Annotated in this window: 31 protein-coding genes; 19 read left to right on the top strand and 12 right to left on the bottom strand. The window is 73.5% G+C overall.

The window, feature by feature from the left end:
• Positions 1-34: 34 nt before the first annotated feature.
• The 5 genes from ACN27B_RS06855 (at position 35) to ACN27B_RS06835 (ending at position 3,301) form a co-directional block, all read left to right on the top strand.
• Positions 35-817, top strand: coding sequence for a DUF2993 domain-containing protein (locus tag ACN27B_RS06855; RefSeq protein WP_099163509.1), 783 nt, complete (start codon positions 35-37; stop codon positions 815-817).
• Positions 818-878: 61 nt separating this feature from the next.
• Complete coding sequence (locus ACN27B_RS06850) at positions 879-956, top strand: Ms5788A family Cys-rich leader peptide (RefSeq protein ID WP_310503780.1); 78 nt, start codon at positions 879-881, stop codon at positions 954-956.
• A 196-nt stretch (positions 957-1,152) separates the two neighbouring features.
• On the top strand, positions 1,153-2,001 hold the full coding sequence (locus ACN27B_RS06845; protein ID WP_091569166.1) for a sulfurtransferase: 849 nt from the start codon (positions 1,153-1,155) through the stop codon (positions 1,999-2,001).
• Position 2,002: 1 nt separating this feature from the next.
• On the top strand, positions 2,003-2,335 hold the full coding sequence (locus tag ACN27B_RS06840) for a DUF1416 domain-containing protein (RefSeq protein WP_091569169.1): 333 nt from the start codon (positions 2,003-2,005) through the stop codon (positions 2,333-2,335).
• A gap of 117 nt (positions 2,336-2,452) precedes the next feature.
• Positions 2,453-3,301: a hypothetical protein gene (locus tag ACN27B_RS06835; protein WP_422743976.1), complete on the top strand. Its 849-nt coding sequence runs from the start codon at positions 2,453-2,455 to the stop codon at positions 3,299-3,301.
• A 6-nt stretch (positions 3,302-3,307) separates the two neighbouring features.
• Here the strand turns inward: ACN27B_RS06835 and ACN27B_RS06830 are convergent, their stop codons facing one another.
• The 3 genes from ACN27B_RS06830 to ACN27B_RS06820 form a co-directional block, all read right to left on the bottom strand.
• On the bottom strand, positions 3,308-5,368 hold the full coding sequence (locus ACN27B_RS06830) for a glycogen debranching N-terminal domain-containing protein (protein ID WP_422743974.1): 2,061 nt from the start codon (positions 5,366-5,368) through the stop codon (positions 3,308-3,310).
• Positions 5,365-5,748: an SCP2 sterol-binding domain-containing protein gene (locus ACN27B_RS06825; protein ID WP_099163512.1), complete on the bottom strand. Its 384-nt coding sequence runs from the start codon at positions 5,746-5,748 to the stop codon at positions 5,365-5,367. Before ACN27B_RS06825 ends, ACN27B_RS06830 begins: the two co-directional genes overlap by 4 nt.
• A gap of 79 nt (positions 5,749-5,827) precedes the next feature.
• Complete coding sequence (locus ACN27B_RS06820; RefSeq protein ID WP_422743972.1) at positions 5,828-6,202, bottom strand: DsrE family protein; 375 nt, start codon at positions 6,200-6,202, stop codon at positions 5,828-5,830.
• Positions 6,203-6,214: 12 nt separating this feature from the next.
• Here ACN27B_RS06820 and mtfM point away from each other — a divergent pair, with 12 nt between their 5' ends.
• Together mtfM and ACN27B_RS06810 are read left to right on the top strand one after the other, a co-directional pair.
• Positions 6,215-6,319: a small membrane protein MtfM gene (mtfM, locus tag ACN27B_RS06815; protein ID WP_013288813.1), complete on the top strand. Its 105-nt coding sequence runs from the start codon at positions 6,215-6,217 to the stop codon at positions 6,317-6,319.
• Positions 6,285-6,911 carry an FABP family protein gene (locus ACN27B_RS06810; RefSeq protein WP_422743970.1) on the top strand — a complete coding sequence of 209 codons (627 nt, stop codon included), beginning with the start codon at positions 6,285-6,287 and terminating at the stop codon, positions 6,909-6,911. Before mtfM ends, ACN27B_RS06810 begins: the two co-directional genes overlap by 35 nt.
• 68 nt (positions 6,912-6,979) lie before the next feature.
• Here ACN27B_RS06810 and ACN27B_RS06805 read toward each other — a convergent pair whose 3' ends face one another.
• Complete coding sequence (locus ACN27B_RS06805) at positions 6,980-7,840, bottom strand: aminotransferase class IV (RefSeq protein WP_422743968.1); 861 nt, start codon at positions 7,838-7,840, stop codon at positions 6,980-6,982.
• Positions 7,841-7,931: 91 nt separating this feature from the next.
• Between ACN27B_RS06805 and ACN27B_RS06800 the strand changes: the two genes are divergently transcribed.
• The 4 genes from ACN27B_RS06800 to ACN27B_RS06785 all read left to right on the top strand — a co-directional run bounded on the left by ACN27B_RS06800 (position 7,932) and on the right by ACN27B_RS06785 (position 11,441).
• Complete coding sequence (locus ACN27B_RS06800) at positions 7,932-8,339, top strand: Fur family transcriptional regulator (RefSeq protein WP_091569188.1); 408 nt, start codon at positions 7,932-7,934, stop codon at positions 8,337-8,339.
• Positions 8,336-9,448 (top strand): YgfZ/GcvT domain-containing protein, encoded by a 1,113-nt coding sequence (locus ACN27B_RS06795; RefSeq protein ID WP_422743966.1) that lies wholly within the window; start codon positions 8,336-8,338, stop codon positions 9,446-9,448. The genes ACN27B_RS06800 and ACN27B_RS06795 overlap by 4 nt, the downstream gene beginning before the upstream one ends.
• Before the next feature lie 111 nt (positions 9,449-9,559).
• Positions 9,560-10,387, top strand: coding sequence for a 3-keto-5-aminohexanoate cleavage protein (locus tag ACN27B_RS06790; RefSeq protein WP_099163516.1), 828 nt, complete (start codon positions 9,560-9,562; stop codon positions 10,385-10,387).
• Between the two features lie 94 nt (positions 10,388-10,481).
• Positions 10,482-11,441 carry an asparaginase gene (locus ACN27B_RS06785; RefSeq protein ID WP_422743963.1) on the top strand — a complete coding sequence of 320 codons (960 nt, stop codon included), beginning with the start codon at positions 10,482-10,484 and terminating at the stop codon, positions 11,439-11,441.
• 12 nt (positions 11,442-11,453) lie between these two features.
• Here ACN27B_RS06785 and ACN27B_RS06780 read toward each other — a convergent pair whose 3' ends face one another.
• The gene (locus ACN27B_RS06780; protein ID WP_422743961.1) at positions 11,454-12,251 is read right to left on the bottom strand and encodes an alpha/beta fold hydrolase; all 798 of its coding nucleotides are present in this window, start codon (positions 12,249-12,251) and stop codon (positions 11,454-11,456) included.
• 111 nt (positions 12,252-12,362) lie between these two features.
• Here ACN27B_RS06780 and ACN27B_RS06775 point away from each other — a divergent pair, with 111 nt between their 5' ends.
• The 5 genes from ACN27B_RS06775 (at position 12,363) to ACN27B_RS06755 (ending at position 15,662) form a co-directional block, all read left to right on the top strand.
• Entirely contained in the window at positions 12,363-12,962 is a 600-nt protein-coding gene (locus ACN27B_RS06775) for a helix-turn-helix domain-containing protein (protein ID WP_099163518.1), read from the top strand.
• Positions 12,959-13,642 carry a hypothetical protein gene (locus ACN27B_RS06770; protein ID WP_422743959.1) on the top strand — a complete coding sequence of 228 codons (684 nt, stop codon included), beginning with the start codon at positions 12,959-12,961 and terminating at the stop codon, positions 13,640-13,642. The genes ACN27B_RS06775 and ACN27B_RS06770 overlap by 4 nt, the downstream gene beginning before the upstream one ends.
• A 72-nt stretch (positions 13,643-13,714) precedes the next feature.
• Positions 13,715-14,029 carry a DUF2516 family protein gene (locus tag ACN27B_RS06765; RefSeq protein WP_091569207.1) on the top strand — a complete coding sequence of 105 codons (315 nt, stop codon included), beginning with the start codon at positions 13,715-13,717 and terminating at the stop codon, positions 14,027-14,029.
• The gene (locus ACN27B_RS06760; protein WP_422743957.1) at positions 14,026-14,913 is read left to right on the top strand and encodes an alpha/beta fold hydrolase; all 888 of its coding nucleotides are present in this window, start codon (positions 14,026-14,028) and stop codon (positions 14,911-14,913) included. Before ACN27B_RS06765 ends, ACN27B_RS06760 begins: the two co-directional genes overlap by 4 nt.
• Positions 14,914-14,924: 11 nt before the next feature.
• Positions 14,925-15,662: an alanyl-tRNA editing protein gene (locus tag ACN27B_RS06755; protein ID WP_091569210.1), complete on the top strand. Its 738-nt coding sequence runs from the start codon at positions 14,925-14,927 to the stop codon at positions 15,660-15,662.
• A gap of 1 nt (position 15,663) precedes the next feature.
• On the opposite strand, the gene ACN27B_RS06750 is transcribed toward ACN27B_RS06755, so the two are convergent.
• Positions 15,664-16,413 carry a nucleotidyltransferase domain-containing protein gene (locus ACN27B_RS06750; protein WP_371682239.1) on the bottom strand — a complete coding sequence of 250 codons (750 nt, stop codon included), beginning with the start codon at positions 16,411-16,413 and terminating at the stop codon, positions 15,664-15,666.
• Here ACN27B_RS06750 and ACN27B_RS06745 point away from each other — a divergent pair.
• Positions 16,412-17,326 (top strand): SDR family oxidoreductase, encoded by a 915-nt coding sequence (locus ACN27B_RS06745; protein WP_422743954.1) that lies wholly within the window; start codon positions 16,412-16,414, stop codon positions 17,324-17,326. The genes ACN27B_RS06750 and ACN27B_RS06745 overlap by 2 nt on opposite strands.
• Here the strand turns inward: ACN27B_RS06745 and ACN27B_RS06740 are convergent.
• Positions 17,317-18,303: a helix-turn-helix transcriptional regulator gene (locus tag ACN27B_RS06740; RefSeq protein WP_422743952.1), complete on the bottom strand. Its 987-nt coding sequence runs from the start codon at positions 18,301-18,303 to the stop codon at positions 17,317-17,319. The genes ACN27B_RS06745 and ACN27B_RS06740 overlap by 10 nt on opposite strands.
• A 103-nt stretch (positions 18,304-18,406) precedes the next feature.
• On the opposite strand from ACN27B_RS06740, the gene ACN27B_RS06735 reads away from it, so the two are divergent.
• Together ACN27B_RS06735 and ACN27B_RS06730 are read left to right on the top strand one after the other, a co-directional pair.
• On the top strand, positions 18,407-19,198 hold the full coding sequence (locus ACN27B_RS06735; RefSeq protein WP_422743950.1) for an EI24 domain-containing protein: 792 nt from the start codon (positions 18,407-18,409) through the stop codon (positions 19,196-19,198).
• A 1-nt stretch (position 19,199) separates the two neighbouring features.
• The gene (locus tag ACN27B_RS06730) at positions 19,200-19,718 is read left to right on the top strand and encodes an O-acetyl-ADP-ribose deacetylase (RefSeq protein WP_099163526.1); all 519 of its coding nucleotides are present in this window, start codon (positions 19,200-19,202) and stop codon (positions 19,716-19,718) included.
• Here ACN27B_RS06730 and ACN27B_RS06725 read toward each other — a convergent pair.
• From ACN27B_RS06725 to ACN27B_RS06705, 5 genes are all read right to left on the bottom strand, one after another.
• Positions 19,711-20,616: a GNAT family N-acetyltransferase gene (locus ACN27B_RS06725; protein ID WP_099163527.1), complete on the bottom strand. Its 906-nt coding sequence runs from the start codon at positions 20,614-20,616 to the stop codon at positions 19,711-19,713. The genes ACN27B_RS06730 and ACN27B_RS06725 overlap by 8 nt on opposite strands.
• A 92-nt stretch (positions 20,617-20,708) precedes the next feature.
• A complete protein-coding gene (locus ACN27B_RS06720; protein ID WP_099163528.1) occupies positions 20,709-21,716 on the bottom strand; it encodes a LacI family DNA-binding transcriptional regulator in 1,008 nt (335 codons plus the stop codon).
• Between the two features lie 19 nt (positions 21,717-21,735).
• Positions 21,736-23,103 (bottom strand): GH1 family beta-glucosidase, encoded by a 1,368-nt coding sequence (locus ACN27B_RS06715; RefSeq protein ID WP_422743947.1) that lies wholly within the window; start codon positions 23,101-23,103, stop codon positions 21,736-21,738.
• Positions 23,100-23,933, bottom strand: a complete 834-nt coding sequence (locus tag ACN27B_RS06710) for a carbohydrate ABC transporter permease (RefSeq protein ID WP_091569244.1) — start codon at positions 23,931-23,933, stop codon at positions 23,100-23,102. Before ACN27B_RS06710 ends, ACN27B_RS06715 begins: the two co-directional genes overlap by 4 nt.
• Positions 23,930-24,919: a carbohydrate ABC transporter permease gene (locus tag ACN27B_RS06705; protein WP_099163530.1), complete on the bottom strand. Its 990-nt coding sequence runs from the start codon at positions 24,917-24,919 to the stop codon at positions 23,930-23,932. Before ACN27B_RS06705 ends, ACN27B_RS06710 begins: the two co-directional genes overlap by 4 nt.
• Positions 24,920-24,972: the final 53 nt, after the last annotated feature.

Here is a 24,972-nt window from a genome sequence, read left to right as displayed (position 1 = left end):
AGGCGCGGTGACGGCGGCGAGGACTGGAGGCGGCGTGGCAGAGGCGTACCCGGCGGAGGGCCGGCCCCGCCGGCGGGGTCGGAAGGTGCTCATCGGATTCGTCGTCCTGCTGCTCGTGCTGGCCGGGCTGCTGGTCGTCGCCGACCGGGTGGCCGCCGGCGTGGCCGAGCGGGCGATCGCCGACCAGGTGCGCCAGGAGGTGGCGAAGCAGGACGCGCAGTCCGCCGCGCCCCAGGTCGAGGTGGGCGGCTTCCCGTTCCTGAACCAGGTTCTCGCCGGGAGGTACGAGCGCATCTCGATCCAGCTGACCGACGTGCAGGGCAACGTCCAGGGCGACGCGGTCAGCGTGCCGCGGCTGGACGTGGACGCCCGCAACGTGACCGCGTCGCTGGACACGCTCCGCTCCGGCCAGGGCGACGTGGTGGCGGAGAGCGTCGTCGGCCGGGGCACGGTCACCTACGACAGCCTGGCCAAGCTGCTGGACCGGCCCGGGCTGACGCTGGGCGAGCGCGACGGCAAGCTCGCCGTCACCGCCCCGGTGGACATCCTCGGCGTCAAGCTGACCGTCAACGGCACCGCCGACGTGACAGTGGTCGACGGCAAGGTGGCGCTGCGCTTCAACGACCTCGCCGCCGAAGGGCTGCCGAACGTGCCGCTGGCGCGGAGCCTGCTGGCCAACTACGCCAAGGGCATCTCGATCGACGTGCCGCTGCCGGAACTGCCGTTCCAGCTCAACGTTCGCAAGGTCCAGCCGACGCCGGAGGGCCTGACCGTGGACGCGGACGCGAAGAACGTGCCGATCAACTCCGCCCGCTGACGTCCCGGATGCTGGTCGGCCCGGTGCCCTACGGCCGGGTCGGCTGGTAGTCTCCCTCCCCATGGGGACCCACCTCACCAAACGGCGCGCGGTCGACCTGTGCCGCGTGGCCACCTGCCTGTGTCGCCCCGTCATCTGACGGCGGGGCTGTCCCCGGTCGCCTGAGCGACCATCGGCACCAAGGGTCCGCAACACCCCCCTGAACGCCCGGCAGCGGCGCCGTCGCACGTACCCGTGATCCGTTCCTAGCTCTGGGTCCCGCGCGTGGTGCGACACCTACCGACCTCGATCCCCGCGCGCAGGCTCACCACCCATCCTCACCAGGGAGTGATCTGATGAGTCGCGACACCGCACTCGTCTCGGCCGAGTGGGCCGAGAAGAACCTCGACGCCCCGGGCGTCGTCTTCGTCGAGGTCGACGAGGACACCTCGGCCTACGACACCGGCCACATCGCCGGCGCGATCAAGCTCGACTGGCGGACCGACCTGCAGGACCCGATCCGTCGGGACTTCGTCAACCGGTCCCAGTTCGAGGCGCTGCTCTCCGAGCGGGGCATCGCCAACGACGACGTCGTCGTCCTCTACGGCGGCAACAACAACTGGTTCGCCGCGTACGCGTACTGGTACTTCAAGCTCTACGGCCACCGCGACGTCAAGCTGCTCGACGGCGGCCGCAAGAAGTGGGAGCTGGACGCCCGTCCGCTGGTCACCGACGCGGTCGAGCGGCCGAGGACGCAGTACGTGGCGCAGGAGCCGGACACCTCGATCCGCGCGTTCCGCGACGAGGTGGTCGACGCCATCGGCACCAAGAACCTGGTCGACGTGCGCAGCCCCGACGAGTACGCCGGCCGGCTGCTCGCCCCGGCCCACCTCCCGCAGGAGCAGGCGCAGCGGGCCGGTCACGTGCCGACCGCGATCAGCGTGCCGTGGTCCAAGGCGGCGAACGAGGACGGCACGTTCAAGTCCGACGACGAGCTGCGCAAGATCTACGCCGACGCCGGGCTGGACGACGGCAAGGAGACGATCGCCTACTGCCGCATCGGCGAGCGCTCCTCGCACACCTGGTTCGTGCTCCAGGAGCTGCTCGGGCACCGCAACGTGAAGAACTACGACGGTTCCTGGACCGAGTACGGCTCGCTGGTCGGCGTGCCGGTGGCGCTCGGTGACGAGCCCGGGGAGGCCTGACATGACCGCTCCGACCGCTCCCACCGCCGCCGGTTGCGCCGCGCCGGACCAGGCCGCCCCCCTCCCGGCCAGCCTGGACCTGGAGAAGGAAACCGTCATCACCGGCCGGGTGCTGGCCGAGTCCGGCGAGGTCGTGCCGGGCGCGTACGTCCGCTTGCTCGACTCGACCGGCGAGTTCACCGCCGAGGTGGTGACCTCGGCGGCCGGCCAGTTCCGGTTCTTCGCCGCGCCGGGCTCGTGGACCCTGCGGGCGCTCTCCCGCCACGGCAACGGCGACACCGCCGTGACCGCGGCCCGGGGGATCAACGAGGTGACCGTCGCGGTCGCCGCCTGACCCACGCTCTGACCGTGGCCCGTCACCCCACCGGGGTGACGGGCCACGAGCCGTTCCGGGGATCGGGGTTGCCGAGGCGCGGGCGGCCGGGTCGCCGGCACGTGGCACCATGGCCCGGTGAGTGCCGTCCAGGCGGGATACGCCCCGCCCACCCCTCCCGACCGGCCCGCCGCCGGCCGGCGTCGGCTGCGCTGGCTGGTGGCCGCCACGGTGGTGTGGGCCGTGCTGCTCGCCGGGCTGACCTGGTGGTCGGTGCGCAACGACCCGCCGACGGTCAAGGAGCAGCGCTCGCTGGACCAGGCCGGCCCGGTGGTGGACCGGGCGGTCGGCGTGCTGACCGCCGCGATCGGGGCGGACGGCGTCCCGGCGCTCCTGCCGGACCGGCTGGAGCGGGGTTGCCGGGTGACGCCGCTGGACGACGGCGCGTCCCTGGAACGTGGCGTCGAGGTGGCGACCGGCGACGTCGACGTCCGGGAGGTGTTGCGTCGGGTGGCCGACCGGCTGCCGGCGCAGTGGCGCGCCGGTGTCTCGACGCTCGACGGCGAGCCGCTGCTGCGCGCCGACGCCGGGGAGTTCGTCGCGGTCGAGGGCCGGTCCGGCGGGCCGGGCCGGGTGCTGCTGACGGCCGCCACCGGCTGCCGGCCGGTCGGTGCGGGCTACCGCGCTCCCGCCGCCGACGCCGCCGCCGAGTCCGCCGCGCTGGCCCGCGCGCTGGGCCGCTGGGGCGGCGCCACCGGGCCGGTCCAGGTGCTGGCCGCGCCCTGCCCGGGCGGAGGGACCACACGGACCGCCCGCGCCGAGGCCGCCGTGGCGGCCGACCAGCCGCTCGCCCCCGCGTTCGGCGTCGGCGCCGCGCCGGTGGTGGACTCCGCCGACCGGTACGCCCGGGCGGGTGACCCGGCGGTGCTGGCCGAGCGGGTCGACGAGCGGGTCCGGGTCGCGGTCACCACCTCCTGCCCCGGCTGACCCCGCTCAGTGCCGGTGGCCCCGGTGCTCGTCGTGCGCGGTGCGGCTGCGGCCCAGGGCGTCCACCCGGCCCCACCGGCCGGGGATGTCGAGCAGCTCCACCCGGCCCATGCCCGGCGGCACGGCCGGATCGATGATCAGGTGCTCGCCCTGCGGCTCCAGCCCCAGCATCACCCGGAGCAGCAGCAGCGGCGTGCCGGCGGACCAGGCCTGCGGGCTGCACGCGGTCGGGTACTGCACCGGGTAGTCGGTGAGGCCGCGCTCGTAGCCGGCGAACGCCTCGGGGAGCCGCCCGTCGAAGTAGCGGGACGCGCTCAGCATCGACTCGCAGATCCGGCCGGCCTCGTCGCGGAAGCCGTACTTCCACAGGCCCCAGGCGATGATCGAGTTGTCGAACGGCCACACGGTGCCGACGTGGTAGCCGATCGGGTTGTACCGGCCCTGGTCGTCGGCGAGCGTCCGTACCCCCCAGCCGGAGAAGAGCCGCGGTCCGAGCAGGTGCGCGGCGATCGCCGGCGCCCGGGACTCGTCGACGATGCCGCTCCACAGCAGGTGGCCGATGTTCGAGGTGAGCGCGTCCACGTGCCGCCCCTGCGGGTCCAGGGCCAACGCGTAGTACTCCCGCTCCGGGATCCAGAAGTCGCGGTTGAACCGCTCCTTGAGCGCCGCCGCCTCCCGCTCCAGCCGGTCGGCGTACGCCGGGTCGTTCCAGTGGGTGCGGGCCAGCCGGGCGCCGCGCAGCTTGGCGTCGTACGCGTACCCCTGGAGTTCGCAGGTGGCGCGGGGGAAGTCCGGCATCCGGCCGTCGGCGTAGGAGATGGAGTCCGGCGAGTCCTTCCAGCACTGGTTCGGCAGCCCGGTCTCCGGGTTGCGGCTCATGTACCAGACGTAGCCCGTGCCGAGCAGGTCCCCGTACGTGTCGAGCCAGGTCAGCGCCGCCCGGGTCTCGTACTCCAGCTGGTGGACCAGCTTCGCGTCGCCGGTCCAGCGCTCGTACTCGTCGAGCAGGATCACGAACAGCGCGCTGGTGTCGGCCGCGCCGTAGTACGGCGAGTGCGGCTGCTCCTCGAAGCCGGCGGTCTCGCCGTACCGCAGCTCGTGCAGGATCTTGCCGGGCTCCTCGTCCCGGAAGTCGTCGATCCGGCTGCCCTGGAGTCCCGCCAGCATGAGGATGGTCGGCTGGACCAGTTCGGGAAGGAACGGCAGCGCCTGGAGTGAGGTGAACATGCTGTCCCGCCCGAACAGGGTCATGAACCAGGGCAGGCCGGCGGCGACCAGCCGGACCCCGAGGGTGATCGACTCGTACCGGAGGGCGGCCAGGTCGTTCAGGCTGCGCCGGTACGCCCCGGCCAGCGGCTCGCAGTCGCAGCCCAGCTTCGGGGCGCGTTCGATGAGCGCGTTCTGCTCGGCGTGGATCTCCGACGCCGAGCGGTGCCCGCCCAGCGGCAGGGTGGCCCGGATGTCCTCGCCGCGGGCCCCGTAGATCACGGTGGCGACGTGCAGCCGGGTGGTCCACTCGCCGTGTGCCGGCACCCGGATCCGGAACGTCATCCCGTTCGAGTCGACCTCGGCCGGGGCGGTGCTGGTCACCCGGGCCTCGCGGTGGAACGCCTCGCGCCGGTAGGTGAGCCGGAGGGCGTTCTCCTCGACGGTCGGCGTGGTGCGGCCCTTCTTCTCCCGCTGGTGCTTGATCTCGAAGAGGTCGGCGAAGTCCGACCCGATCTCCAGCCGCAGGCGGAACTCCTTCTCCTGCTCGGAGTGGTTGAGCAGGGTCAGTTCCTCGTCGAAGCTGCCGCCGATCGAGCGGCTGCGGATCACCGAGACCTTCGCGTCCAGGTAGTGCGTCGGCTCGCCGGGCACCATGAAGAACCGGGTCTTGTAGGACAGCGAGTCGTCGATCGAGAGCGCGTGCAGCAGTTGGCCGTCGAGCGACAGGATCCAGGTGGAGATGAACCGGGTGTCGAAGGAGAACAGCCCGGTGGGGAAGTCGTACGACGGCTCGATGTTGCCGCGCCCGTCGCTGACCAGGAACGTGTTGCCGTCGAGGATGCTGACCCGTTCCTTCACACCGACCGCCGGGCGTGTTCTCGGGCGGTCTCCCGCGGGTCCCGCACCCCGGGCCGGTCGGGCAGGAAGCGGCGGAACAGCAGGAACAGCGCCACCTTTCCACTGAAGGTGGCCTCGTTGCGCAGCACCGCCGCCATGCCCGCCTCCTCGCCGGTGACCAGTTTCTCGAAGAGCCGGGTGGACACGGTCAGCACGGCGTCCGGCGGTCGCTGCTCCTCCCGGGTCACCTGGGCCGACCCGGGAGCGAGCGTCACGAACCAGTGCCCGGTGCGGTTGCCGTCGGTCAGGTCGATCTGCAGGGTCCCGGCTATCGGGCTGCGCAGGACGGACGCGGCCCGCGCCGGCAACGACGCGAAGAACCGCTCGGTCGCCTCACTCACATCCGAATGGTAGGCAGCCTGGGGACATGTCGGGACGGGATCGGCTCTCAGGGCAGAATGGACAACCCGGGCGGGTTGCTCAGTAGACGAGGGCCTGCGCGCCCTCGGTCATGGCTTCCTCGACGAAGACCGCCGCGCCCGCGATCCGCACGCCGGGGATCACGTCGTCCGTGCCGATGTCGCGGCGGGCGGCGCACTGGGTGCAGGCCGTCACCCGGCCGGTGGTCAGGATGACGTGCAGCAGCTCACCCAGCGGCGCGGAGTGCGGCAGCTCGAACGACTCCGCCCGCCCGGGCAGCGCGAACCAGGTCGACTCGCCGGTGAGCCAGAGCGACACGTCCACCCCCGCCGCGGCGGCGGTGGCGGCGACGGTGAACGCCTGGGCACAGCGTTCCGGGGCGTCCGCGCCCGCGGTGGCCTTGACGACGAGAGTGCGCGCCATGGCACCCAGCATAGGATGGCCCGGATGGTTACCGAGATCGGGTTCGTCAGCCTGCTGGTCGCCGGCCTGGGCGCGCTCGCCGGTGGCCTGGTCTATGTCGCTGTGCGTATCGCAAGAGGTAAGTGGTGAATCTGTGAGTGAGAATCCGCTTCAGCCGCCGTGGCTGAACGCGCCGCCGGTCGACCCGTACCCGTACGAGGAGAGCCACGACCTGCGTGTCGGTCCGAAGCTGCACCGGAGCCTGGACGGGCTGCTGCCGTACATCGGGGTGTGGCGCGGGCGGGGCCGGGGCGGGTTCCCGACGATCGATGACTTCGACTTCGCGCAGGAGATCCGGATCAGCCACGACGGCCGGCCGTTCCTGTTCTACGAGTCGCGGGCCTGGATCCTGGACGAGCAGAGCCGTCCGGTCCGCCCGGCCGGTCGCGAGGTGGGCTGGTGGCGTCCGGTGATGGACGGCGACCGGGTCACCGACGAGCTGGAGGCGTTGATGACCACGCCGACCGGCGTGATGGAGCTGCACATCGGCAAGCGCAAGGGCACCCAGATCGAGTTCGCCACCGACGCGGTCGTCCGCACGGCCACGGCGAAGGAGGTCACCGCCGGCGCCCGCCTCTTCGGCATCGTCGAGGGCGCCCTGCTCTACGCCCAGGAGATGGCCGCCGTGGGCCAGCCCCTCAGCCCCCACCTCTCCGCCCGCCTCACCCGGGTAGCCGGCTGACCCCCGGTTCTGCGTCGATCAAGGAGTTCGCGTCGGAGTCGATCTCTCCGCTGACGCGAACTCCTTGATCACCGTGTGTCGGCGGGCTGGGGGAAGCCCAGGAGGGTGAGCAGGCGGTGGGTCAGGGGGGAGCGGGGGTGTGGGGTTCCGTCCAGGGTGCGGACCTCCGCGAGGCCGCGCAGGGAGCTGGTCAGCCAGATCGCCTCGGCGTCGCGCAGGTCGGCCACCGTGGGCAGGTGCTCGCCGGCCCCCAGGCCCAGCTCGGCCGCCCGGCCCAGCAGGTGGTGGGCGGTCACGCCGGGTAGCACCCCGGTCTGCGCCGCCGGCACCGTGAGGAGACGGCCGCCGCGCAGCCACACCACGTTGGCGGTGGGCCCCTCCAGCACGTAGCCGTCGGTCGAGAGCCAGAGCACGTCGTCCACGCCGGTCCGCCGCGCCCATCGCCGGGCGGCGGTGCTGAGCGCGTACGAGGTGGACTTCACGCCGCTCGGCAGCCACCCCAGCTCCGGGCGGGAGCGCGCGGCCACCCCGAGCGGCAGCGTGGCCACCGTCACCCCGTCCCGACGGGCCCGCCGGGCGGACGCGGGCACCTCGCCGAGCGTGGCGTACACCGTGGGCGGCCCGCCGCCCTCCGGCCCCCGGGTGCAGACCAGCCGAAGCGCGCCCTCGGTCCGCGCGGGCCAGCCGGCGCACACCGCGTGCAGCAGCTCCACCAGCACCGCGACCGGGGGCAGCGGCAGGTCGATCGCCGCCGCGCCGGCGCGCAGCCGGTCCAGGTGGGCGTCGCGCAGCCAGGGTCGGCCGTCGCGCAGGTGCAGCGTCTCGAACAGGCCGTCGCCGTGCAGGACACCCCGGTCGTCGGCGCGCAGCACCGGCTCGCCGGCCGGCACCAGCCCCCGGCCGGGCACCGCCACCCGTGTCGCCTCCACGGGCGCAGCGTAGTGGCGTACCTCGCGGCGAGCGGGACCGACGCGGCGGCCGAACTATGATCGGACGGTGTCCGAATCCTCCCTCGCGGAAATGCTCCGCTCGCGCGGGCTGCGGCTGACGGCGCAGCGGCAGCTGATCCTCCAGGCCGTCCTCGATCTGGGGCACGCCACCCCGGAGCAGGTGCACACGGCGGTCCGGGAGGTGGCGGCCGGGGTCAACATCACCACCATCTACCGCACGCTGGAACTGCTGGAACGGCTCGGTCTGGTCACGCACACCCACCTCTCGCACGGCTCGCCGACCTATCACGCGGCCGGCGAGCACCAGCACGTGCACCTGGTGTGCCGGGAGTGCGGGGCGATCGACGAGATCTCCCCGGAGATGCTCCGACCGCTCGCCGACCAGTTGGCCGGGCAGCGCGGGTTCCAGGTCGACATCGGGCACGTCGCGCTCTTCGGGGTCTGCGGTCGGTGCGCACAGGACGGGGACAACAAATGATCGACATCGCGGGCGCGGTGGCCGCCGACGCCATCGACGAGGAGACCCGGGACCAGCCCGAGCCGGCCCACCGGGCGGCCGGGGTCGGTCCGGTGGTCGCCCACTACGGCGACCCGATGCGCGAGCAGCGCGTGCTGGCCACCGGCGTCGGGCTGGTGGACCGCTCGCACCGGGGCGTGATCGCCGTGCCGGGCGAGGAGCGGATCGGCTGGCTGCACACGCTGACCAGCCAGCACCTGGCCGCGCTGGCCCCCTGGCAGGGCACCGAGCTGCTGGTGCTCTCGCCGCACGGGCACGTCGAGCAGCACGCGATGGTCGCCGACGACGGCGAGACCACCTGGCTGGACACCGAGCCGGGGACGACCGGCGGACTCCTGTCCTACCTGGAGCGGATGCGCTTCTTCAGCAAGGTCGACCCCCGCGACGCCACCGCCGACCACGCGTTGCTCTCGCTGGTCGGCCCGGAGGCCGCCGGCGCGCTCGACACGCTGGGCGTCACCGGGCTGGCCGCCCCCGACGTGATCGGGGTGCCGGGCCCGAAGTTCCGCTCCGGCGAGCTGCCCGCGCGGCCCTCCGTGGTGTACGACGTGAAGCCGCTGCCGGTGGGCGGGTGGGCCCGGCGGGTGGCGCTCGGCGTCGACCTGCTGGTGCCCCGGCCGGCCATGGCGCAGGTGGTGGCCGAGTTGCGGGGCGCCGGCGTGCCGGTGGCCGGGTTGTGGGCGTACGAGGCGATCCGGGTGGCCGCCCGGCGGGCCCGGGCCGGCGTGGACACCGACCACCGCACCATCCCCGCCGAGGTCGACCTGATCGCCCCGGCGGTGCACCTGGACAAGGGTTGCTACCGAGGGCAGGAGACGGTGGCCCGGGTGCACAACCTGGGCAAGCCGCCCCGCCGGCTCGTGCTGCTGCACCTGGACGGCGTGGCCAGCGACCAGCCGCCGGTCGCCGGTACGCCGGTGACGGTCGACGGGCGGACCGTCGGCTTCGTCGGCACCGCGGTGCACCACTTCGAGTTGGGCCAGATCGCGCTCGCCGTGGTGAAGCGCAACACGCCCGACGACGCCCGCCTGATGGTCGGCGAGAGCGCGGCCGCCATCGACGCGATGTAAGGAAGGGCCCCCGCTTAACGCCTTCGGTAGAGGAAGGGCCCCTGCTTAACGCCTCTCGCGCCGGAAAATCTTCGGTCGACCCGGCAGTGGGCGGGGGTCTAGGATCCGGGCATGACGACAGGGACGTTGATCACGGTTGCCCCCACCGGCGCGGAGTCGGCCAAGGCGGAGGTGCCGGCGCTGCCGGTGACGCTCGACGAGCTGGTGCTGACCGCCAAGGAGTGCGAGGCGCTCGGCGCGGCCGTGATCCACGTCCACATCCGCGACGACGAGGCGCGGCCCACGCTCGACCAGGGCCGGCTGCGGGCCACCGTGGCGGCGCTGCGGGAGAACACCGACCTGATCGTGCAGCTCTCCTCCGGCGGCGCGGTGACCGACCCGGAGGCCGCCCGCCTCGCCGTGCTCGACGCCGGGCCGGACATGGCCTCCTGCACCATGGGCACCGTCAACTTCGGCGACGACGTCTTCCTCAACCGCTGGGAGTTCATCGTCGACCTGCACACCCGGATGCAGGAGCGGGGCGTCGTCCCCGAGTACGAGATCTTCGACCTCGGTCATCTCACCGCGTTGCAGCGGCTGCTCGGCAAGTACGGCCTGCCGCACGGCGGACACGTGCACGTGGACTTCGTCATGGGTGTGCCGGGCGGCATGCCGGGCACCACCGCCACCCTGGTGGCGGCCCAGCAGATGCTGCGCGACCTGCCCGAGGGCACCACGTTCTCGGCCACCGGCATTGGGCGCAGCACCATCCCGGTGATGCTCGCCTCGCTGTCCACCGGCGGCCACCTCCGGGTCGGCATGGAGGACACGGTCACGTACGCCAAGGGCCGGCCGGTGGAGTCCAACATGCAGCTCGTCGCGCGCGCCGTCGGTTTCGCCCAGCTCGCCCAGCGCCCGCCGCTGACCACCGCCGAGGCCCGAACGCTGCTCGGCGTGTAAGTGGCACACGAGCACCCGCCCTTGTACGCCCGAGGCTGACGTCGCAGCTCACCCCCGTGTCGGACGGGCCCGCCCCGTCGGTACCGTCCATCTCGTGGGAAAGACGTACGAGGGCGGCGTGCCGCTCGCCGAGGTGGTCCGGTCCGGTTTCGTGGAGGGCGTCCACCGTGGCTCCGTGGTGGTGCTCGACGGCGCCGGCGCGCCGGTCGCCGGCGCCGGTGACGTCACCTCGCCGATCTTTCCCCGGTCGTCGAACAAGCCGATGCAGGCGGTCGGCATGCTCCGGGCCGGGCTGCCGCTGACCGACCCGGCCGACGTGGCGCTGGTCGCCGCGAGCCACGCCGGGGAGGAGTTCCACCTCGAACGGGTCGCCGCCCTGCTGCGCCGCGCCGACCTGACCGAGGAGGCGTTGCACTGCCCGCCGGAACTGCCGGTCGGCGAGGCCGCCCGGGAGGCGGTGCTGCGTGCCGGCGGCGGGCCGGCGCGGGTGTCGATGAACTGCTCCGGCAAGCACAGCGGCATGCTGCTCACCTGCCTGGCCGCCGGGTGGCCGCTGGACGGCTACTGGCGGCCGGAGCACCCGCTCCAGCGGCGCCTGACCGCGACCGTGGAGGAGTTCGCCGGGGAGCGGGCGGCGGCGGTCGGGGTGGACGGCTGCGGCGCGCCGGTGCTCGCCGTCTCGCTGACCGGGCTGGCGCGGGCCTTCCTGCGGCTGGTCACCGCCGAGCCGGGCACGGTGGAGCGGACCGTGGCGGACGCGATGCGGGCGTACCCGGAGCTGGTCGGCGGCACCCAGGCGGACGACACCCGGCTGATGCGCGGCGTACCCGGGTTGCTGGCCAAGGTGGGCGCGGAGGGTGTCATCGCGGCGGCGGTCCCGGGCGTCGGCGCGGTCGCCCTGAAGATCGACGATGGCGCGTCCCGCCCCCGCATGCCGGTCCTGACCTCGGCGCTGCGTCGCCTGGACGTCGAGGCGCCGATCCTGACCGAGTACACCGAGATCCCCCTGCTCGGCGGCGGCCTCCCGGTCGGCGCCGTCCGCCCCCTCTGGTGACCCCGCCGGGGGTCAGGGAAGGAAGGACAGCAGCGCCTCATTGACGGGGGCGGGGCGCTCCAGGGGGAGCAGGTGGGCGGCGTCGGGGACGTCGGGGAGACGCGTGCCGTGGGGGGCCTCGTCGGCGATGCGGTCGGCCAGTCGGCGGATGTCCGCCAGATCGTCGGCCCCGGCCGCGGTCAGCACCGGCATGCGCAGCTCGCCCAGGCGGTCGACGGCCGGCGGGTCCAGCTCCTCCACCTCGACCGCGCTGAGCGCCTGCTCGGCGGCGAGCGCCCGACGATCCATCTCCTCGGCGAACCGGATCAGCTCGGGGTCGACGTCGGCCGGCTCGCGGGTCGGGCCGACCACCCAGAACCGCACCTCGCCAGCGGCGGTGGCGGCGAAGTCCTCCGGGTCCACGTCGCCGACCAGGTCCTCCCAGAGCCGCTCGGTCTCCTCGGACCACTCGTTGCCGGACACCGGGGCGCCGAAGAGGGCCAACGCGCTCACCCGCTCCGGGTGGGCCAGCGCGGTGTCCACCGCGACCCGGCCGCCGAACGAGCATCCGACCAGCGCGGCGCGCTCGACGCCCAGCGCGTCCAGCAGGCCGACCAGGTCGTCGTGGTGGGCGAACGGGGTGGTCGGCAGCGTCGACGCGCCGTAGCCGCGCAGGTCCAGGGCGATCACCCGGTGCCGGGCGGCCAGCGCCGGCACCTGGCCGCGCCACATCCGCCGGTCCGCGATGCCGGCGTGCACCAGGACGACGACGCTGCCGCTGCCGGCCTCGTCGTACGCGATCTCGGCGCCGTTGACTTCGATCTTGGTCACGAGGGAACGGTACGGACCGGACACCGGGACCGCAACAGCCCCCGGGTGACTTCGCTAACTCTGGCTAGCGTTTTGCTTGCAGCAGCTAGCAGGCCGGGTTAGCGTGGAGTCATGGCCACCAGCAAGGACCTTCCCGATGTCGGCGGGTTCATTCGCGACCTGCGACGCAACGCGAAGATCTCGCTGCGTCAGCTCGCCGAGCAGGCCGGCGTCAGCAATCCCTACCTGAGCCAGATCGAGCGCGGGCTGCGCAAGCCGAGCGCCGAGGTGCTCCAGCAGCTCGCCAGCGCGCTGCGGGTCTCCACGCCGGCCATGTACCTGCGGGCCGGGCTGCTGGACGACAAGGAGGGGCAGGGCGTGCTCGCGGCGATCGCCGTCGACCCTGAGCTGACCATGGCCCAGAAGCAGTCGCTCACCCAGATCTACGAGACGTTCCGCCGCGAGAACGCGCGCCTGGCCGAGGCGACCGGCGCCGACCGGGCGGCGGAACCCGCCGAGCCGGCGGCCGCCCCGGAGGCCCCGGCCACCGTCGCGCCGGCCGCGACCGGCCCCGTCACGCCGGAGGGCACCCCGACCGAGGCGGTCCTCGAGTCGGTCGCCGTCACCGAAGCGGGCCCCGCGCCCGCCCCGACCACCGCCGCCAACGAGCGCACGACCGCCCGCCGGGCGGCCCGGAAGGCCGCCGCCGCGGCCGAAGAGGAGCAGTCATGACCCAGCCGAAGACCAACCGCATCCCCGCCCCCCTCTACGCCGCCGCCGGCGCCGGCGAGCTGGCCATCGAGCAGCTGCGCAAGCTGCCCACCGTGGTCAGCGGCCTCGGCACCCGGGTCGTCGCCGACCTCGGTGGCAAGGCCGTCGTGACCGGCGTCGAGCTGCGCCAGAAGGCGACCGACACGCTCAAGACCGCCAACCTGACCGCCACCGGGCTGCGCGAACGGGCCGGCTCCGCCGACCTGGACCAGCTCCGCGAGGCGGCCAACCTGGACAAGCTCCGCGAGGCCGCCACCCGCAACGCCGCCGCCGTGGTCGCCGGCGCGTACGCCGCGCAGGAGCGGGCCCTGGCCGCGTACGCCGAGCTGGTCGCCCGGGGTGAGCGCGTCGTCGGCGCCGGTGTGCTGGAGGCCGCCGACACGGTGAACGCCGACATCGAGGCGACCGAGGCCACGCCGGCCCCCGCCACGACGGCTCCCGCCACGACGGCGGACGTCGCGGCGAAGACCGAGGTGCCCAGCCCGGCCGAGGTGGCCGAGGCGGTGGCCGCCCAGCCGGCCGCCGTCAAGCGGACCCGCGCCACCAAGGCGACCGCCACCAAGGCCTCCGCCGCCAAGCCGGCCACGCCGTCGGCGAAGCTGCCGAAGGCCACGAAGCGGACCCGCCCGACCGCCGAGTGACCCCTGGCCCCACCGAGACCCCGGACAGCGTCCTGTCGGACGTTTCCGGGGTCTCGGCATAAGCTTGCCGGCATGGCCTACGCCGCGCCGATCTTCGCGTTCGAAGTCCGCTCCGTGATCGAGCTGATCCTGCTCGTCTTCGCCCTGGTCATCCAGGGTGTGGCCCTGGTGCACGCGGTCACCCAGCGGGGCGACGGCTTCGCCGCGCTCGGCACCCTGCCCAAGGGCGGCTGGGTCGCGATCCTGGCGGTCTGCCTGCTGCTGACCCTGCTCGGCTTCGGCCCGATCAGCCTCTTCGGACTGATCGGCATCGCGGCCGGTCTCATCTACTGGCTCGACGTGCGGCCCGGCCTGCGGGACCTGCACGACGGCCGAGGGTCCTGGTGAGAGGTTTCCGCTGGCCCCCACCGCCGGACGGCGGTCCCCGCACCTGGGGTCCCGGCCCGGGTGGGCCGCGCACCGGGCGGCCCGCCCTGCCCGAGCCGGAGACGGACCTGGTCGCCACCCCGCACGGCGTGAGCCTGGAACGACTGGTCACCGGCACCGGCGACCCGGTGACCGTGTTCGCGCACGGGCTGGGCAACGGCATCGCCACCACCCGACCGTTCGGCAGTGGCGTCACCGGGCGGCGGATCTTCTTCCAGTTCCGCGGCCACGGCCGCTCGGACTCACCGCCCGGGATGTGGACCTACCTCGACCTGGCCCGTGACCTGCGGGCCGTCGCCGACCTTGGCGGGGCCACCCGCGCGTTCGGCGCCAGCCTCGGCGCCGGCGCGCTCTGCCGGTTGCTCGCCGAGAGCCCGGAACGCTTCGAGAAGCTCGTCTTCTTCCTGCCCGCCGTGCTGGACACCCCGCGCGGCGAGGCGGCCCGCGCCCGACTCACCGGCCTGCTCGACGCGGTTGCCGACGGCGACGCCTCGGCGCTGGCCGACGTGGTGTCGCTGGAACTGCCGCCGTCGGTGCGCAACACCCCGGCCGGTTGGGCCTACCTGCGGCAGCGGCTCGACCAGCTGCTGCGCGACGGGCTGGCGCCCGGGCTGGCCGGCCTGCCCGAGCAGTCCCCGCTGACCGATTCCGGCGCGCTCGCCGCGGTCACCGCCCCGGCCCTGGTCATCGGCTGCCAGGGCGACGACCTGCACCCGGCCGCCGTCGCCGAGCAGTTGGCCGCCGCGCTGCCCCACGCCACCCTGCACGTGTACGACCGGCCCGGCTTCGCCTGGACCGAACGCGCCGACCTGCGGGAGCGCATCTCGACGTTCCTCAACGGGTAACGTCGCCTGCCATGGGCGTCACTCATCACGGCCGTACGCACCGCCTCGACCTCGCCGACCCCACGCTGCGCGAGTGGACGTGCCGGGTGCTGGCGGCCGACCCCGAGCAGGGCGTCGTGCTGGACCGGTCCGCGTTCTACCCGGGCGGCGGCGGGCAGCCGCCGGACCACGGGGTGCTGCTCTGGCAGGGCGTGCAGACCCGGATCGTGGGCACCCGCAAGGGTGACGACCTGTGGCTGGTTCCGGCCGAGGGAGACCCGTTGCCGCCGGTCGGCACCGAGGTGACCGGCGCGGTGGAGGACGCCCGGCGGACCATGCTGATGCGCACCCACTCCGGGCTGCACGTGCTCTGCGGCGTGGTGTTCCGGGACTTCGGCGCGTTGGTCACCGGCGGCAACATGGAGCCGGGCGAGGCCCGGATGGACTTCAACCTCCCCGAGGTGCCGCCCGACTTCAAGACCCGCATCGAGGAACTGGTCAACGCCGAGGTGGCCGCCGACCGCTCGGTCGCCGTCCGGGTCCTGCCCCGCGCCGACGCGCTGGCCCTGCCGGACATCATCCGCACCCAGTCCAACCTGATCCCGCCGGACGAGCAGGAGGTGCGGATCGTCGACATCGTCGGGCTGGACGTGCAGGCCGACGGCGGCACCCACGTCGCCTCCACCGCCCAGATCGGCAAGGTCCAGGTGGTCAAGGTGGAGAGCAAGGGACGGGCCAACCGCCGGGTCCGGGTCCGGCTCGCGGACTGACTCAGCCGGGCAGGTGCGCCGCCCGGACGTCGAGCAGCCAGCGTTCCGCCGTCTCCTCGTCCGGTCGTTCCGGCAGCGGCGAACGCACCCGGGCGAACTCGGCCTCGGCGTCGGCCACCAGGGCCTGTGCCTCGCCCAGCGCGCCGCCGGCCACCCGCTCGCCGAACGCCCGGAACCAGCCCGGGTCGGCGAGCCGGATCTCCAGCACCCCGGTCGCGTAGAGCACCCGGCCCTGGTGCAGCAGCCGGGCCAGGTGGCGGGCGTGCTTCGCCGAGCGCCGCCGGCCGCCGACGTCCGGCGGGGCGGTGGTGAGCTTGCGGAACTGCTGCGAGGCGTAGCCGAGGTAGGCGTCCCGGACCCGGGAGGCGCTGAGGAACGCCGAGCGGATGGCGATCAGCCGCTCGCCGAGGTCGGTGCGGGTCTCGTAGCAGTCGTCCGGCAGCCACATCAGCTCGGTGGCGGTCGGGTTGCCGCTCAACGCCAGCAGCGCGTACTTGCGCGCCTCGTGCAGCGTGACGTCCGGGTCGGTGGTCACCACCGACTCCCGGGGCGGGTGCAGGCCGTGGAACGCGACCGTGGGCGCGGCGAAGACGCCGATCCGGTCGGTGTCCGAGCCCGGCCCGGCCAGCCCGTACGCGACCGAGCCGACGATCCCGGAGAGCAGCAGGTGCATGCCGTCATGATCGCCGATGCGGCGCGATCGGGAAAACCGGACTTCGGCTGTCAGGTATCGGTGACACGGTGGTCGCATGAACTCACCACTGACCGGAAAGGTGGCGCTCGTCGCCGGCGCGACCCGGGGCGCCGGCCGGCAGATCGCCGTCCAGCTCGGCGCCGCCGGGGCCACCGTCTACGCCACCGGCCGCACCACCCGGGACCGCCGCTCGGAGATGGACCGGCCGGAGACCATCGAGGAGACCGCCGAGCTGGTCACCGCCGCCGGCGGCACCGGCATCGCGGTCGCGGTCGACCACCTCGACCCCGCGCAGGTACGCGCCCTGGTCGAGCGGATCGACGCCGAACAGGGCCGCCTCGACGTGCTGGTCAACGACATCTGGGGTGCCGACCCGCTGATCACCTGGGAGAAGCCGGTCTGGGAGCAGCCCCTCGACGCCGGCTTCCGCACGTTGCGGCTGGCCGTCGACACCCACATCATCACCAGTCACTTCGCACTGCCGCTGCTGATCCGCAACCCGGGCGGGCTGGTCGTCGAGATCGGCGACGGCACCAAGGAGTACAACGACGGCGAGTACCGCCTGTCGGTCTTCTACGACCTGGCCAAGGTCTCGGTGAACCGGCTCGGCTTCAGCCAGGGGCACGAGCTGGCCCCGTACGGCTGCACCGCCGTCGCGCTGACGCCCGGCTGGCTGCGCTCCGAGGCGATGCTGGAGCACTTCGGCGTCACCGAGGCGACCTGGCGCGACGGCGCGAAGACCGAGCCGCACTTCGTCATGTCCGAGACGCCGGCGTTCGTCGGGCGGGCGGTCGTCGCGCTCGCCGCCGACCCGGACCGGGCCCGCTGGAACGGCCAGTCGCTGGACAGCGGTGGTCTGGCCCAGGTATACGGCTTCACCGACCTCGACGGCACCCGCCCGCACTGGGCCCGCTACCACGAGGAGGTGGTCAAGCCGGGTCGGCCGGCCGACGACGCCGGCTACCGCTGACCGGGCTCGTCCGCGTAGAGCGCCGCCGCGCGGCGGGCCGCCTCGGCGAACCGGGCCCGCAGCTGCGGCGGCGCGAGCACCTCGACCTCCGGGCCGAGCGCCAGCAGTTGGGCGTACGCCACGTCGACCGACTCGACGGGCAGCCGGAGCACCAGCCGGCCCCGCTCGTCGGGCCGGCCGGCCGCGGCGACCGCCTCCTCGTAGACGAACGGCGCGTCCACCAGGTGGCGCAGCACCCGCAGGCCGGCCGGGCCGAGCCGCACCGTGACCCGCTCCCGCAGCAGTTCGCGCAGGAACGCGCCGGCCTGCTCCCGCCAGTACGCCCCGAGGTCGAAGCTCTCGTCCCGGTCGAAGCCCTCCGCGCCCACCTCGACGTCGACCACCCGGTCCACCCGGTACGTCCGCCAGCCGTCGCCGACCCGTCCGACCAGATACCAGACCCCGTTCTTCAGCACCAGCCCGTACGGCGCGAGCGCGCGGGTCACCTCCCGGTCCCCGCGCCGGTAGCGCAGCTCGACCGTCCGGTCCCGCCACACGGCCCGGGCCAGCTCGGCCAGCCGGGGCGGCGGCGCGGTCTCCCGGAACCAGCCCGGCACGTCCAGGTGGAACCGCTGCCCGGTCCGCGCGGGCGCGTCGCGCAGGCTCGGCGGCAGCGCGGCCAGCACCTTCAGCTCGGCGGCCGCCACCGCGTCGGCGAGGCCCATGTCCCCGGCCGGCCCGGGCAGGCCGGCGAGGAACAGCGCCTCGGCCTCGTCCCGGCTCAGCCCGGTCAGCCGGGTCCGGTAGCCGCCGAGCAGGCGGTAGCCGCCGGCCCGGCCCCGGTCGGCGTAGACCGGGACACCGGCGGCGGAGAGCGCCAGCACGTCGCGGTAGACGGTGCGCTCGGACACCTCCAGCTCGCGGGCCAGCTCGGCGGCCGTCATCGTCTCCCTTGACTGGAGCAGCAGCACCAACGAGATCAGCCGCGACGCACGCACCCCCCCATTGTGTAAGGAAGGGCCCCCTCTTAACGCATACGGATTGGAGGGGGCCCTTCCTAACACCCGGGCGGCGTGCGGCGGCGCACTAGGCTGTGCCGTCGTGAACGCCTCCCGTACCGTCGCGCCCGTCACCGGCGCGCCCACCCGCTTCCTCGGCGGCGCCGGCCTGCTGCTGCGCGGCTTCGGCATGTACGTCCGCAGCCCGAAACTGATGCTGCTCGGCGTGGTGCCGGCGCTGATCTCCGGCGCGCTCTACCTGGCCCTGTTCGCCGCGCTGCTGTACTTCGTGGACGACCTGGCCGCCTGGTTCACCCCGTTCGCCGACGACTGGTCGTCGACCTGGCGCGGGCTGCTCCGGGTCGCCGCCGGTCTGGCCGTCGTCGGCGTGGCCGGGCTGGTCGGAGTGCTCACGTTCACCGCCGTCACGCTCGTCATCGGTGACCCGTTCTACGAGGCCATCTCCGAGCGGGTCGAGGACCGGCTCGGCGGCACCCCCGGCGCGGTGGACGTGCCGTTCTGGTCCTCGATGCGGCGCAGCGTCGCCGACTCGCTGCGCCTGGTGGCGCTGTCCGCGCTGATCGGCGTACCCCTGTTCGCGGCCGGCTTCATCCCGCTGGTGGGCCAGACGGTGGTTCCGGTGGTCGGTGCTCTGGTCGGTGGCTGGTTCCTGGCCCTGGAGCTGGTCGGCGCGCCGTTCCAGCGGCGCGGGATGCGGCTGCCGGACCGGCGGACGCGGCTGCGGGCCGACCGGCCGACCGCGCTCGGCTTCGGGGTGGCGGTCTTCCTGTGCTTCCTGATCCCGCTCGGCGCGGTGCTGGTCATGCCGGCCGCCGTCGCCGGGGCCGCGCTGCTGGCCCGCCGGTCGCTCGGGCAACACGTCGAGGAGCACTGAGATGGACACCGTGCTGATCGAGGGAGACATCACCGCGCAGCGGGTCGACGCGATCGTCAACGCCGCCAACTCCTCCCTGCTGGGCGGCGGGGGAGTGGACGGCGCGATCCACCGGCGCGGCGGGCCGGCGATCCTGGCCGAGTGCCGGGCACTGCGCGCCTCCCGCTACGGCCGGGGGTTGCCCACCGGCCAGGCGGTCGCCACCACGGCCGGCGAGCTGCCGGCACGCTGGGTGGTGCACACGGTCGGGCCGGTCTTCTCGCCGCACGAGGACCGGTCGGCGCTGCTGCGGGACTGCTACGCCAACAGCCTGCGGACCGCCGACGAGCTGGGCGCGGCCCGGGTCGCGTTTCCGCTGATCTCGGCCGGGATCTACGGCTGGCCGGTCGAGGACGCGGTGACCCAGGCGTTGACCGTGCTGCACGCGGCCACCCCGGCGCACGTCGTCGAGGCCCGGCTGGTGCTGTTCGGCGCGGACACGTACGCGACCGCGGTGCGGGTCGCCGCCGGGCTCAGCTGAGCGTGCGCCGGCACGACCACTGGCTGTCCACCGGCCGGTAGCCGAGCCGCGCGTTGATCGCCAGCATCGGCGCGTTCGCCTCGTCGTTGGAGGTGTACGCCGTCCGCACCCCACGCGCCGCGGCGACGTGCAGCGCGGCCTGCTTGGTCAGCCGGGCCAACCCCCGCCCCCGGTACGCGGGCAGCGTGCCGGTGAAGTCCGACCACATCCGGTCCCCGTCGCGCTTCACCAGGCTCAACGCCACCAGCTCGCCGTCCACCTCGGCGACCGTGCTGGATTCCCGGTCCAGCCCCAGGTTCTCCCAGCACTCGTGCAGCCAGAGGTCGTAGTCGAGCGCGTCGGTCGGCACGTCGCCCGGCTCGTCGCGGGCCGACTCGGCGTCGATGCGGTGGACCCGGCGCGGGTCGAGCCCGGCGGCCGGCAGCAGCCGTACGCCGGGCGGCGGCTCGGGCATCGGCGGGGCCGGGTCCAGGTCGAGCGCCGAGTAGCGCATCTCCCGACTGGCGGTGAAGCCGTGCCGCTGGGCGAACGGCAGCGACTCGGCGCGTGCGTTGGCGAGGACCCGGGTCGACCCGAGGGTCCGCAGGTGAGCGAGCGCGGCGTCGAACAGCGCGGTGCCGACGCCCCGGCCGCGGTGGTCGGGATGGACGTGCAGGGTGGAGATCTCACCCACGCCCGGCGTCGAGGTCTGGATGTTGCGGTACGCCGACGCCCAGCCGACCACCTGCCCGTCCGCGTCGGCGACCCAGGCCGCCCAGTCCTCGCCGGGCGGCGGCTCGGCGATCATCCGGCGGGTCGACGCGACGCCCCGGACCAGGTAGGGAAAGACGATCGCGCGCAACGCCACCACGGCGGACGCGTCCTCGGCACGGGCACGACGGATCTCGACGTCAGTCATCCGGGCGACCCTAGCCACGCCTCGGCGGCGTCGCGACCGGTTTGTTAAGCGGGGTCCCCTCCTATACCGGAGGCGTTAACCGGGGCCCCTCCTTACGCGGAATCGCGCAGGACCAGCTCCGTGGGCAGCACCAGCGCCTGCTCGACGTCCTCGCCCGCCGCGATCCGCAGCAGTTGCCGGGTCATCGACCGCCCCAGTTCCACTATCGGCTGCCGCACCGTGGTCAGCGGTGGCTCGGTGTACGCGGCCGTCTCGATGTCGTCGAACCCGATCACCGCCACGTCCTCGGGCACCCGCCGGCCGGCCTCCCGCAGCGTCCGCAGGGCGGCGTGCGCCATCAGGTCGGAGGCGGCGAACACCGCGTCCAGTTCCGGGTCGGCGGCGAGCAGCTCACGCATCGCGGCGGTACCGGACTCCCGGGTGAAGTCGCCGAACGCGACCAGCTCCGGCAGCCCGGCCGCGGTGACCGCGTTCCGGTAGCCGATCAGCCGCTCGATGCCGGCGACCATGTCCTGCGGTCCGGCGATGGTGGCGATCCGCCGCCGGCCGGTCGCGATGAGGTGCTCCACCGCGCGGGTGACGCCGCCCTCGTGGTCCACGTCCACGTACGGCACGTCGGCGCCGTCGAGCGGCCGTCCGCTGCACACGACCGGGATGCCGAGCCGGGCCAGCCGGCCGGGCAGCGGATCCTCACCGTGCAGCGAGGCGAAGAGCACGCCGTCGACGTGCCGCCCGGTGGTGTACCGCTCGACCCGTTCGTGCCCGGCCGGCGAACCGGCGAGCATCAGCACGAGCTGCTTGTCCGCCGCCTCCAGCTCCTGCGCCGCCCCCCGGATGATGCCCGGGAAGACCTGGTCGTCGGAGAAGACCCGGGTGGCCGCCTCGGGCATCACCAGCGCGATCGAGTCGGTGCGCTGGGTGACCAGGCTGCGGGCGGCGAGGTTCGGGACGTACCCGAGTTCCTCGACCGCCCGGCGCACCGCCTGCTGGATCGACTCGGCCACGGTGGTGGAGCCGTTCACCACCCGGGAGACCGTGGCCCGGGACACGCCGGCCCGCCGGGCCACCGCCTCCAGGGTCGGCCGCTGTGCCGTCGTCATCCCCGTTACCACCACCTCGTCACAGCCCGTTCCGGGCGATCACCTCCTGGTACCAGCGGGCACTCTGCTTGGGTGTGCGCCGCTGGGTCAGGTAGTCGACGTGGACGATCCCGAAGCGCTTCCGGTAACCCTCGGCCCATTCGAAGTTGTCCAGCAACGACCATACGAGATAGCCGCGCAGGTCGACCCCGCGGGCGATGGCGGCGTGCGCCGCGCGCAGGTGCCCGTCGAGGTAGGCGGTGCGGTCGGTGTCGGCCACCCGGCCCGACTCGTCCCGGGCCGAGTCGGGGAACGCGCCGCCGTTCTCGGTGATCATCAGCGGCAGCCCGGGGTGGTCGGCCGCCACCCGCTCCAGCAGTCGCGTCAGTCCGGCCGGCTCGATCGACCAGCCCATGTCGGTGAGCGACCCGGTCGCCGGCAGGAACTCGACCGACCCGGCGGTGCCCGGGTACGCGTCGCTGCCGCCGCCGTCCGCCCGGCCGGCCACGTAGGTGGGCGAGTAGTAGTTCAGGCCGAGCAGGTCCAGCGGCGCGGCGATCATCTTCTCGTCGCCGTCCCGGACGAAGTCGGTCGGGACGATCCGACTCACGTGCGCCAGCACGTCCTCCGGGTAGCCGGCGCCGGTGAGCGGATCGAGGAAGATCCGGTTGTGCAGGCCGTCGACCAGCCGGACCGCGTCGGCGTCCGCGGCGCTGCCGGCGTCCGCCGGCTGCACGTCGGCCAGGTTGAGCGTGATCCCGAGCGTCTCCGCGCCGGCCGCGCGCAGCGCCCGCGCCGCCAGGCCGTGGCCGAGCAGCAGATGGTGTACGGCCCGGAACGCGTCCCCGGCGTCCCCCCGCCCCGGGGCGTGCACCCCGTTGCCGTAGCCGAGGTAGGCCGAGCACCACGGCTCGTTGAGCGTGGTCCAGGTGCGGATCCGGTCGCCGAGCCACTGGTGCACGGCGACCGCGTAGTCGGCGAAGTGCTCGGCGGTCTCCCGGACGGTCCACCCGCCCCGGTCCTCCAGCCCCTGCGGCAGGTCCCAGTGGTAGAGCGTGACGATCGGGTCGATGCCGGCGTCCAGCAGCGTGTCGGTGAGCCGGTCGTAGAAGTCCAGGCCGCGCGGCTCGACCGGGCCGGTGCCGTCCGGCCGCACGCGCGGCCAGGCGACCGAGAACCGGTACGCCCGCAGCCCCAGCTCGGCCATCAGCGCGACGTCGTCGGCGTACCGGTGGTAGTGGTCGCAGGCCACGTCGCCGGTGTGGCCCTGGAACACCGCCCCCGGCGTACGGCTGAAGGTGTCCCAGACGGACGGGCCGCGACCGTCCTCGCGGGCGGCGCCTTCGATCTGGTACGCGGCGGTGGCCGCCCCCCAGACGAACCCCTCGGGGAAACGGAGACCCGTCATGCCTTCACCGCACCTTCCATGATGCCGCCGATGATCTGGCGGCCGAAGACGACGAACACCAGCAGCAGCGGCAGCGTGGCGATGGCCGTGCCGGTGAACACCTGCGACATGTCCTGGTAGTAGCCGTCGGAGAGGGCCCGCAGCGACAGCTGCACGGTCGGGTTCTCCGGGTCGTTGAGCACGGCGTAGGGCCAGAGGAAGTCGTTCCAGGTGGTCATGAAGGTGAGCAGGCCGAGCACGGCGGCGGCCGGGCGCAGCGCGGGCAGCACCACGTTCCAGTAGATCCGCGCGGTGTTGCAGCCGTCCATCCGGGCCGCCTCGATCAGCTCGGTGCTGACCGCCTGGCCGGCGTACTGGCGCATCATGAACACGCCGAAGCCGGTGACCAGCGCGGGCACGATCACGGCGGGCAGCCGGTCGTTCCAGTTGAGCTTCGTCATCAGCAGGTAGAGCGGGATGACGCCGAGCTGGGTGGGGACCATCATGGTGGCGATGATCGCCAGCAGCAGCGCGTTGCGGCCACGGAAGCGCAGCTTGGCGAACGCGAACCCGGCCAGGGTGGAGAAGAAGACCACCGAGACGGTCACCGTGACGGCCACGATCGTCGAGTTGATCAGGCCGGTGAGGAAGTAGGCGTCGGTGTTGTCGAACAGCCGGGCGATGTTGGCGCCGAGGTTGCCGCCGGGGGTGAGCGGTGGCGGCACCTGCCCCATCGCGTCGCTGGTGCGGCTGGCCACCACGAACATCCAGTAGATCGGGAAGATCGACAGCAGCGCGGAGATGGTCAGCGCCAGGTAGGTGAGTCGGCTGGCCGACCAGAGGCGGTTCATCGGGAGACCTCCTTGCGGGAGCCGCCGCCGAGCCGGCGCAGGAGCAGCACGTTGATCGCCGCGACGATCGCGATCAGCGCGAAGAGCAGCCAGGCGATGGCCGAGCCGTAGCCGAAGTTGTAGTGCGGGGCGAAGGCGTTCTCGAACATGTACATGGTCACCGTCTGCGATTCGCGCAGCGGCCCGCCGCGGATCGCGTTGGTGCCGGAGTTGAACATCCGGGGCTCGGTGAAGAGCTGGAGGCCGCCGATGGTGGAGATGATGACCGCGAAGACGATCGTCGGCTTGAGCAGCGGCACGGTGATGGACCAGAACTGCCGGGCCCGGCCGGCGCCGTCGATCGACGCCGACTCGTACAGGTCGCGCGGGATGGCCTGCATGGCGGCCAGGAAGATCAGCGCGTTGTAGCCGGTCCACCGCCAGTCGACCATGGTGGAGATGGCGACCCAGGCGGCGAACCTGTTCGCCTTCCAGTCGATCGCGCTCACGCCGACATGGTCGAGCAGCCAGTTGATCATGCCGAAGTCGCGACCGAAGAGCACCGCGAAGACGATCGCCACCGCGGCGGTCGAGGTGACGTTCGGGACCAGCACCGCCATCCGCCAGGTGGTGCGGGCGCGCAGCTGTCGGTTGAGCAGGTTGGCCAGCCAGAGCGCGGCCAGCAGCTGCGGGACGGTGGAGATGACGAAGATGCCCAGCGTGTTGACCACCGAGTGCCAGAAGTCCGGGTCGGCGAGCAGCTGGCTGTAGTTGTCGAACCCGATGAACGGGTGCTCGGCGCCGAGCAGGTCCCAGTCGTGCAGCGAGACCCAGAACGTGTACGCCAGCGGGTAGGCCCCGAAGACGCCGAAGAGCAGGAAGAACGGGGCGATGTAGAGGTAGGGCGAGTATTTCGTGTCGAACCGGCTGAGCCGGGCACCCCGTGCGGGACGGCTGTGTCGGGGTGCCGGTGCGACCGGCGGGCGGGCGTCGAGCTGGACGGCCATGACCCGGGACTCCTTTCCGCCGTGCGGGCGGCACCCGTCACCGGGACCGCCCG

Source organism: Micromonospora sp. WMMD754, from assembly GCF_049315235.1.
Classification (GTDB): domain Bacteria; phylum Actinomycetota; class Actinomycetes; order Mycobacteriales; family Micromonosporaceae; genus Micromonospora; species Micromonospora sediminicola.
This window is presented reverse-complemented; position numbering and strand designations above follow the sequence as displayed.